The following is a 9,344-nucleotide window of genomic DNA, read 5'->3' on the forward strand; positions in this document are numbered from 1 at the left end:
ATACGGCGCTGCGTCCCTGCGTCCCTGCGTCCCTGCGTCGCCGGACCGCGGCCGGACATGCCAAAGGGCCCTGGTGAGCAGGGCCCTTTCGCACAGGTTCAGGCAGTACCAAGAGGGGTGGATCAGGGAACGAGCGTGGCCGGCGGCGTGGTGGGCCAGCTCATCCTGATCAGTCCGCCGTTCTCACCGGCGGTCACTTCCACGTCGTCGACGAGGCCGCTGATGACCGCGAGGCCCATCTCGTCCTCCTCGGTCTCGACGTCCGCGCCGTCGGCTCCACCATGGGCACCCGGCGACGTGTCACCGGGAACCGTGTGCGGCGCCTCATCACCGACCTCGATGGAGAACAGCTTCTCCTCCTCGATCAGCGAGACCCGCACCGGCGCCGAGATTCCGGCGCTCTGGTGCAGGCCGACGGCCCGGGTACAGGCTTCGCCGACGGCGAGCCTGACCTCGTCGAGGACGGCCTCGTCCACTCCGGCCCTGCGCGCCACCGCTGCCGCCACCAGTCGGGCGGTCCTGACGTGCTCGGGCAGCGCGCTGAAGCGGAGTTCAACGGTGGCCATGCATCCCCCTCGGAACTACGGGCGTGCGGTCGGGGGGTCGGGTCGCCGAGACCTGACCCCCCTCCATTGACTTCTGCCTCCCGGGCCGTGCCCGGGATTCGGCTGTGACGGCTGACCGGCCAGTCAGCAGGGACCGGCCGGACCGTGGCCGCTCAGTCGGTGGCCGCCACCGCTTCTTCGACCGAGGTGTGGATCGGGAACACCTTGGTGAGACCGGTGATGCGGAAGATCTTCAGAATGCGCTCCTGGTTGCAGACCAGTCGGAGCGAACCCTCATGGGCACGCACCCGCTTCAGGCCGCCCACCAGGACGCCGAGACCGGTCGAGTCGAGGAAGTCCACGCCCTCCATGTCGACGACAAGGTGGAAACTGCCGTCGTTCACCAGCTCGACCAGCTGTTCGCGCAACTTGGGCGCGGTATATACATCGATTTCGCCACCGACCTCGACGACCGTACGATCGCCGACGGTACGGGTCGACAGGGACAGGTCCACGGATCCTCCAGCACCTTGCTAATCGAGCGGTCATCCCAAGGGACACCTCGGCGGAGCCCCCGGGACGGTTCGCCAGCCGCGATGGCATTCAATCACTTACCGGCAGGCGTGCACGACGCCTTGGGCCCATTGTCCGTCATGCCAGTGACACACTCGATGCCGATGGCCAATAATCTCCGACCCGATCGAACCTCGACGGACACCGCGTCCCGCCCCGCGCCGGGCGAGATCCTGGACCGGCTGGCCTCTGGGCCGAGCCGGGCTTCGCGCATCACTCATACGGAGCACTTGCCCCCACGTGCGGGTCGCCATGCCGTGTGGCCCGACCGGATCCGCGCGGAGGTCGTCGCGGCGGTGCAGTCCGCCGGTATCGAACACCCCTGGGCCCACCAGGCACTGGCGGCCGAGCACGCCCTGGACGGCGAATCGGTGATCGTCTCCACGGGTACGGCCTCCGGCAAGTCCCTGGCGTACCTCGTCCCGGTTCTGTCGACACTCCTCGACGGATCCGAGGCGCCGAACGGCCGCGGCGCGACCGCCCTCTACCTCGCGCCGACCAAGGCGCTCGCCGCGGACCAGCGCCGGTCCGTGAAGAAACTCTCACTTCCGCTGGGCCACGCCGTGCGTTCCGCGGTCTACGACGGGGACACCCCCGTCGAGGAACGCGAGTGGGTACGCCAGTACGCCAACTACGTCCTCACCAACCCCGACATGCTGCACCGCGGGATACTCCCCTCCCACCCCCGGTGGGCCTCCTTCCTGCGCGCCCTGCGCTATGTCGTCATCGACGAGTGCCACACCTACCGCGGCGTCTTCGGCTCACATGTCGCCCAGGTGCTGCGCAGGCTGCGCCGCCTGTGCGCCCGCTACGGCTCCTCCCCCGTCTTCCTCATGGCCTCGGCGACCGCCGCCGAGCCCTCCGTCGCCGCCTCCCGCCTCACCGGCCTGCCCGTGGTGGAGGTCGCCGACGACGCCTCGCCCCGCGGGGAACTGGTCTTCGCCCTCTGGGAACCGCCCCTGACCGACCTGCACGGCGAGAAGGGCGCCCCGGTCCGCCGCTCCGCCACCGCCGAGACCGCGGACCTCCTCACCGACCTGACCGTGCAGGGCGTCCGCTCGGTCGCCTTCGTACGGTCCCGCCGCGGGGCCGAGCTGATCTCGGTGATCGCCCAGGAACGGCTTGCCGAGGTCGATCGCTCCCTGGCCCGCCGCGTGGCCGCCTACCGCGGCGGCTACCTCCCCGAGGAACGCCGCGCCCTCGAACAGGCCCTGCACTCCGGTGAACTCCTCGGCCTCGCCGCCACCACCGCTCTCGAACTCGGCATCGACGTCTCCGGCCTGGACGCCGTCGTCATCGCCGGCTACCCGGGCACCCGCGCCTCCCTGTGGCAGCAGGCGGGCCGTGCGGGCCGCTCCGGACAGGGCGCGCTCGCGGTGCTGGTCGCCCGCGACGACCCGCTGGACACCTTCCTCGTCCATCACCCGGAGGCCCTGTTCGACCAGCCGGTGGAGTCCACCGTCCTCGATCCGGACAACCCGTACGTCCTCGCGCCCCACCTGTGCGCCGCCGCATCCGAACTCCCCGTCACCGAGGACGACTTCGATCTCTTCGGCCCGGCCACCGCCGAGCTGATGCCGCAGCTGGAGGCCGCGAAGCTGCTCCGCCGCCGCACGAAGGCCTGGCACTGGACCCGCCGGGAACGGGCCGCCGACCTGACCGACATCCGCGGCGGAGGCGGCAACCCGGTGCAGATCGTGGAGTCCGGCTCCGGACGGCTGCTGGGCACGGTCGACGCCGGGGCCGCGCACACCAGCGTCCACGAGGGCGCGGTCCACCTCCACCAGGGCCGTACGTACCTGGTGGACGAACTGCACCTGGACGACTCGGTCGCGCTGGTCACGGAGGCCAACCCGCCGTATTCGACGGTCGCCCGTGACACCACCGCCATCTCCGTCCTGGAGACGGACATCGAGATCCCCTGGGGCGACGGCCGGTTGTGCTACGGCTCCGTCGAGGTCACCCATCAGGTCGTCTCCTTCCTGCGTCGTCGTCTCATGACCGGCGAGGTACTCGGCGAGACGAAGCTCGATCTCCCTCCCCGTACGCTGCGTACGCGCGCCGTGTGGTGGACGGTCACCGAGGACCAGCTCGACGCCGCCCGGGTGAACCCGGAGATCCTCGGCGGCGCCCTGCACGCCGCCGAGCACGCCTCGATCGGCATGCTGCCGCTCTTCGCCACCTGCGACCGCTGGGACATCGGCGGCGTCTCCGTCCCGCTGCACCCGGACACCCTCCTGCCCACCGTCTTCGTGTACGACGGCCATCCCGGCGGCGCGGGCTTCGCGGAACGCGCCTTCCACACCGCCCGCGAATGGCTCACCGCGACCCGCCAGGCCATCGCCTCCTGCGAGTGCGAGGCCGGCTGTCCGTCCTGCATCCAGTCCCCCAAGTGCGGCAACGGCAACGAGCCGCTGCACAAGCGGGGAGCCGTGCGGCTGCTGACCGTGCTCCTGCAGGGAGCACCGACAGCACCGGAGGAACAGCCCGGGGAGGGTCTTCCCGGGGAAGGTCTCCCCGAGGGAGGCCTCCCCGAGGGAGGCCTCCCCGAGGAGGCGCGGAGACCGGGCGGCCGACGGCAGCCGGACGTCGTCACCGCGGCCGAGCCCGCGGAGGGCTAGGGCCAGGAGCCACGGGCCCGGGTGAGCCCGCCCGTGACCTCACCTCGGCGGTCAGCGGCCCCCGTCCCGCCGCCACCGTGACGTCCGCGATCTCGCCCCGGACCGCGCACCGCACGATCCGGGTGCCCTGGGCCCGGGCCACACGGTCCGCCCGGGCGCACGCCTCCGTCCCGCCGTGCGTCCAGTGGTCGGCCGCCGCGAGCGCCGCCAAGTCGGCCGCGCCGCCCGCACGATGACGGACCACCACCGCCTGCCCCATCACGAGCACGGCCCCGAAGACCACGCACAGGACCGCGATCGCGCCGACGGTCCAGACGGTGGCCGACCCCCGGTCCGAAGCGAGCCCCGGCCCACACGACCTCGTACGCCATCTGCCCGAGCCGACCCGTGCCGCTTCTCCCGTCCTTCTGACCTCCTCCGTCCTTCTCATCGCGCCGCCCCCACCGTCTCCTCCGCCAGGGCGACCGCCTCCTGCGTGAGGTCGAGGGTCAGCGCGCCCGGGCCGGGGGTCGTGGCCTCCACCCGGACGCGTACCAGGTCGCCCTCGCGCCGGACGGAGATCCTGGCGTCGCTCGGCGCCACCCGCCGAGCGGTCTCCAGCACCGTGCCCGGCGCTTCCTGCCGGGCCGCCGCGCGGGCGCCGGCCCGGGCCGCATCCACGCACTGGATCAGCGCGACCGCGGCCAGCAACGCCCAGACCAGCGCCATCGTGAACGCGACCAGCACGGGCAGCACCACAGCCGCCTCGGCCGTCACAAAGCCACGATCCCCGACCACCGCACTCGGACCCACGTCCACACCCGAACCCGCGCCCGCGTCGGCCTCAGAGCCCTTCACTGAGCGCCCGCCCCACGATGTCCTGCAGAACCCCGCGCACCTGCCCGCTGGTCAGCACCTCGTAGAGCAGCGCGGCGAACCCCACCGCCGCGATCAGCCCCATCGCGTACTCGGAGGTGACCATCCCGGCGTCCCTCCGCACCGACCGTGCCCGCCCCACCCGGGAAGCCCAGCCCGCCAGAACCCACGCACTCGCCCACGCCTGCACCCGAACCCGCACTGCCTTACCCATCCGAACCCCCGTACAGCTCTGTCCCGTTGACCTTGTTCATCCGCGTTTCCGCCCGTCACCCGTCACCCATCACCCCCGCCCAGCACTCCGCCCGCCAGGCCGAGCACCACCGGCAGTACGCCGATCGCAATGAACGCGGGCAGGAAGCACAGCCCGACGGGAGCGGTGACCAGGACGCCGGCCCGTCGCGCCCGAGCCGTCGCGGCGCGCTCCCGTTCCGCGCGGGCCTCGGAGGCGACGCGAGCGACCGGTACCGCCGCCGGTACTCCCGACTCGCCGGCCCGCTCCAGCAGCCGGGCCAGTCCCCGGGCCCCGGGCAACGCGGCCAGCGCGCGCCAGGCCTTTGCCGGTTCGCCGCCGAGTCGCACCTCGGCCGCTCCCCGCGCCAGCCGCTCCCCCACGGGCCCCTCCAGCGCCTCCCCCACCGCCCGCGCGGCCATGACGGGGCTCGCGCCCGCCGCGATGCAGGCGGCCAGGAGGTCGGCGGCGAGGGGCAGTTGCCGCGCGGCCCGCGCCGCATCGAACTCCGGCTCCGACGCCGGCGCCGATCCGCGCCGCCACCGCCACATCCCGAACGCGGCGGCAAGTCCCACCACGGCCCCGGCCGTGCCCCCGACGAACACCCAGCAGGCGCTCAGGGCACCGATCACCGGCAGCCATCGCCGCCCCACGTCACGCAGGTGCGAGCGCCGTCCGGAGGAGACCGGCTCCGGAGCCGGTTCACGCTCGTCGGCCAGGACCGTCAGCAGCGCCTCGAAGCGCCTGCGCACCCTCCGCCTCCGCCGATCCGCTCCCAAGGACCGGGCGAGCGCCCACAGTCCCGCCGCCACGCACACCGCGACCCCCAGCCTGTGGACAGCCTCCGCGCTCATCCGTCCTCCGCTCCCCGTACGATCCGCAGCGCCCACCACAGGCCGGCGCCCTCCAGAACCCCGCCGGCCAGCAGGCAGCCGAGGCCCGCCCCGGTGTGCAGGACGATGTGCAGCGGGTCGGCGCCGAGCGCGGTGCCGAGGAGCAGCCCGAGCACCGGCAACCCCGCGAGCATCACCGCGGTCGACCGGGCGCCCGCCAACTGGGCTCGCAGATCGGCACGTTGATCCCGCTCGGCGCGCAGCGCCCCCTCCAGCCGGTCGAGCCCGGCCGCGAGGCCCGCACCCCGGTCCACGGCGACCCGCCAGCACGCGGCGAGCCCCAGCAGTCCTTCGGCCCCGGGCCGCCGGGCCGCGTCGGTGAGCGCGGCCGGCACATCCCCGCCGAACCGCGCGGCCGCCAGGACCGACGCCTGTACGTCCCCGAGCCCTCCCGAGTCCCGGGCGGCGCCCAGCAGTGCCTCGCCCGGCTGCCGTCCGGCCCGGACCTCTCCCGCGAGCGCCCCGCACAGTGCGATCACCGCGGCGGCCCGCCTCTCCCGTGCCCGCCGGGCGGCTCCGGCCCGCCGGACTCTCCGTACCAGGGGAACCCCGAGCGCTCCCAGGACGACCGGCACCACGGATGCTCCCAGCAGCCCGACCACCGCCCCGGCGGCCAGGGCCCACCACTCGCCCCGCGTCCCGTGCAGCCGCCGAAGCCGCTCCCCGGTCCACAACGGCCACACGGCCCGCTTCCACGACGGCGGCCCGGTGGCCGCCGCCCCGCCACCCGCACACACCAGCCGCGCCCGCCGCGTCCCGTGCCCCGGTCCGCCCGTCAGCCGGACCGCCGCCCCGGCGCACACCATCGCCACCAGCACCGACATCCCGGCGACCCCCGTCACAGCCCACCCCTCCGCTCGCTCACGCCACCCACGCCCTCTGCACCGCTCACACCGAGCAGCTCTCGCAGCCGCTCCCACCCGCGCCCGTAGGTGAAGGCGTCCGCGCCCCATCGCAGTGCGGGCACCGTCATGACCAGCCCCGCCGGATCCCGCTCCAGCACATGCACCTCGGCGATCCGCCGCCGTCCGGCCCGGTCGCGTACGAGATGGAGCACCACCGACAGCGCCGCCGCCACCTGGCTGTGCAGCGCGGCCCGGTCGAGCCCGGCGGCCGTGCCCAGGGCCTCCAGACGGGCCGGGACTCCGGAGGCGGCGTTGGCGTGCACCGTTCCGCACCCGCCTTCGTGTCCCGTGTTCAGCGCAGCCAGCAGCGCCACCACTTCGGGGCCCCGCACCTCACCGACCACCAGGCGGTCCGGCCGCATGCGCAGCGCCTGGCGCACGAGGTCCTGGAGCGTGACGAGCCCGGCGCCCTCCTGATTGGGCGGTCTGGATTCCAGCCGTACGACATGGGGATGGTCGGGGCGCAGCTCCGCCGAGTCCTCGGCGAGCACGATCCGCTCACCCGGCCCGACGAGGCCGAGGAGCGCGCTGAGCAATGTCGTCTTGCCGCTGCCCGTGCCGCCGCTGATCAGGAACGACAGCCTCGCGTCGAGCAGCGCGCGCAGCAGCCGGTCCCCGCCCGGCGGTACCGTCCCCGCGGCCACCAGTTCGGCGAGGGTGAAGGCCTTCGGCCGTACGACCCGCAGGGACAGACAGGTCGAGCCGACGGCGACCGGTGGAAGCACCGCGTGCAGCCGGGTGCCGTCGGGAAGTCTGGCGTCCACCCAGGGGTGGGCGTCGTCCAGCCGCCTTCCGGCCACGGCCGCGAGCCGCTGCGCGAGACGCCGTACGGCCGCCGCGTCCGGGAAGGACACGGCGGTCAGCTCCAGGCCGCCGCCGCGGTCCACCCACACCCGGTCGGGCGCCGAGACCAGCACATCGGTCACAGAGGGGTCGTCGAGCAGAGGTTCCAGCGGACCGCTCCCGACCAGCTCCGACCGCAACCGCTCGGCCGCCCCGAGGACTTCGGCGTCCCCGAGCACTCTCCCCTGCTCCCGCAGGGCCTGCGCCACGCGCGCGGGAGTCGGTTCGCCGCCGCTCGCGGCCAGCCACTGCCGGACCCCGTCCAGCAGTCCCGTGTCGGAGGCCGGGCCGCCGGGCCGGCGCCCACCCACGAGCGGCCCCGAGCCCGGGCGGCTGCCCGGCAGGCGAGCCCCCGACAGCCCCGCGTGGACGGGAGAGTGGACGGGAGAGCCGCCGCGCAGACCCGCGCTTCCGCTCATACGCCCCCTCCGGCGGCCGTGGCCCGCTCCCAGAACGCCGAGCAGAAGCGGGCGAGTGGCCCGCGGCCGTCCCCGCCGGGCGGAGCGCCCCGCTCCTGGGCGGCCGGCAGCCCCGTCTCCGTGGGCACCTCGCCCATCAGGGGCAGTCCGAGCAGCCGGGCGACCTCCCGGTCGTCCAGACCTGGCGCGTACGGCCCGCGGACCGCGACGCGCAGGTCCCTGAGGACCATGCCGACCGCGGACGCCACCCGTCCGGCCGCGGCGACGGCGCGCAGCTCGGCCGGGACGACGAGCACTCCGAGGTCGATCTGCGCGAGGGCCTCCGCGACCCCTTCGTCGATCCGGCGCGGCAGATCGACCACCACGACCCCGCCGCGCCGCCTGGCGGCGGCCAGGACCGCGCGGACGGCCTCGGGCGCCACGGTGACGCAGTCGCCCCGGTCCCAGCTGAGGACCCGCAGGGCGTGGAGTGCGGGCAGCGACTCCTCCAGGGCCTCGCCGCCGACGCGTCCGTGCGAGGCGGCGAAGGCGGGCCAGCGGAGTCCGTCGACGGATTCCCCGCCGAGGAGTACGTCGAGTCCGCCGCCCAGCGGGTCCGCGTCGACAAGGAGGGTGCGGGCGCCCTGGCGCGCCGAGGTGACCGCGAGGGCGCAGGCGAGCGTGGACGATCCGGCGCCTCCGCGACCGCCGATCACCCCGACGGTGAGGGCGGGCGGTCCGACTCCCTCGGCCACGTCGGCGATGCGGTCGACCAACCATTGTTCGCCATCCGGCAGCATCAGCACGTGGTCGGCGCCGATCTCCACAGCCCTCCTCCAGACCCCGGGATCGTCCTGATCCCGACCCACCAGGACGACTCCGCGTCTGCGTGTGGCGCCGCGGACGCGGCGCGAGGCGTCGTCGCCGACGAGCACCAGCGGTGCCGTGTCCCAGCCGCCGCCGCGCTCCGGCACCCCGTGGTGGACTTCGGGCCGGGCGCCGGCCGCGGCGCACAGCCGCAGCAGGTCGTCCAGCAGATCCGCGTCCTCGGTGACGATCAACGGTCCGCCCTGCCGCCCCTCGGCGGCCGACGGCCGGTCGTGTGTGATGGCTCCCGCCACGCTCTCCAGCCCCCTTCGCTGCTTCGTCGCGGGACCCCTGCGGCCCCGCGATTCCCGCCCAGCGCAAGAGCGGCCAACCGGCCCTCCATATGAACCGCCGATACGAACCGGCCATAGCCGCCGAACAAACGGAACCGGCCATGAACTCCCGCAAGCGGTACGCGCTGGAATCACGGTGCAGCGAAGCCGGAAATCGTGTGGATCTTGGTCAATAACTGTGGACAACTCGGCGCCTGTGAATATCGCCTTCACCCAAACCGGTGACCGTTGTACGACTTCCTTGCCGCTACCTCACAGCTACACACAGTGACGAATCCTGTGCGGAGACAGAGAAACGCCGGGTCCCGCAGTGCGGGAC

Annotated in this window: 10 protein-coding genes; 1 reads left to right on the forward strand and 9 read right to left on the reverse strand. The window is 73.9% G+C overall.

Features of this window, described 5'->3' with window-relative positions:
* Positions 1-122: 122 nt before the first annotated feature.
* Together ACFWGJ_RS37170 and bldG are read right to left on the reverse strand one after the other, a co-directional pair.
* Positions 123-566: an ATP-binding protein gene (locus ACFWGJ_RS37170; RefSeq protein ID WP_107018161.1), complete on the reverse strand. Its 444-nt coding sequence runs from the start codon at positions 564-566 to the stop codon at positions 123-125.
* Between the two features lie 152 nt (positions 567-718).
* Positions 719-1,060, reverse strand: a complete 342-nt coding sequence (gene bldG / locus ACFWGJ_RS37175) for an anti-sigma factor antagonist BldG (RefSeq protein WP_003975386.1) — start codon at positions 1,058-1,060, stop codon at positions 719-721.
* An 81-nt stretch (positions 1,061-1,141) separates the two neighbouring features.
* On the opposite strand from bldG, the gene ACFWGJ_RS37180 reads away from it, so the two are divergent.
* Positions 1,142-3,739 carry a DEAD/DEAH box helicase gene (locus ACFWGJ_RS37180; RefSeq protein WP_387333387.1) on the forward strand — a complete coding sequence of 866 codons (2,598 nt, stop codon included), beginning with the start codon at positions 1,142-1,144 and terminating at the stop codon, positions 3,737-3,739.
* On the opposite strand, the gene ACFWGJ_RS37185 is transcribed toward ACFWGJ_RS37180, so the two are convergent.
* From ACFWGJ_RS37185 to ssd, 7 genes are all read right to left on the reverse strand, one after another.
* Positions 3,711-4,169, reverse strand: a complete 459-nt coding sequence (locus ACFWGJ_RS37185; RefSeq protein WP_387333388.1) for an Rv3654c family TadE-like protein — start codon at positions 4,167-4,169, stop codon at positions 3,711-3,713. The genes ACFWGJ_RS37180 and ACFWGJ_RS37185 overlap by 29 nt on opposite strands.
* Positions 4,166-4,516, reverse strand: coding sequence for a TadE family type IV pilus minor pilin (locus ACFWGJ_RS37190; RefSeq protein WP_387333393.1), 351 nt, complete (start codon positions 4,514-4,516; stop codon positions 4,166-4,168). The genes ACFWGJ_RS37185 and ACFWGJ_RS37190 overlap by 4 nt, the downstream gene beginning before the upstream one ends.
* 46 nt (positions 4,517-4,562) lie before the next feature.
* On the reverse strand, positions 4,563-4,808 hold the full coding sequence (locus tag ACFWGJ_RS37195; protein WP_387333389.1) for a DUF4244 domain-containing protein: 246 nt from the start codon (positions 4,806-4,808) through the stop codon (positions 4,563-4,565).
* 62 nt (positions 4,809-4,870) lie between these two features.
* Positions 4,871-5,680: a type II secretion system F family protein gene (locus ACFWGJ_RS37200; protein WP_387333390.1), complete on the reverse strand. Its 810-nt coding sequence runs from the start codon at positions 5,678-5,680 to the stop codon at positions 4,871-4,873.
* A complete protein-coding gene (locus ACFWGJ_RS37205; RefSeq protein WP_387333394.1) occupies positions 5,677-6,543 on the reverse strand; it encodes a type II secretion system F family protein in 867 nt (288 codons plus the stop codon). Before ACFWGJ_RS37205 ends, ACFWGJ_RS37200 begins: the two co-directional genes overlap by 4 nt.
* A 14-nt stretch (positions 6,544-6,557) precedes the next feature.
* On the reverse strand, positions 6,558-7,886 hold the full coding sequence (locus ACFWGJ_RS37210; protein WP_387333391.1) for a TadA family conjugal transfer-associated ATPase: 1,329 nt from the start codon (positions 7,884-7,886) through the stop codon (positions 6,558-6,560).
* Positions 7,883-8,986, reverse strand: a complete 1,104-nt coding sequence (gene ssd, locus ACFWGJ_RS37215) for a septum site-determining protein Ssd (RefSeq protein ID WP_387333392.1) — start codon at positions 8,984-8,986, stop codon at positions 7,883-7,885. Before ssd ends, ACFWGJ_RS37210 begins: the two co-directional genes overlap by 4 nt.
* Positions 8,987-9,344: the final 358 nt, after the last annotated feature.

This window comes from Streptomyces sp. NPDC060205, assembly GCF_042728395.1.
Taxonomy (GTDB): domain Bacteria; phylum Actinomycetota; class Actinomycetes; order Streptomycetales; family Streptomycetaceae; genus Streptomyces.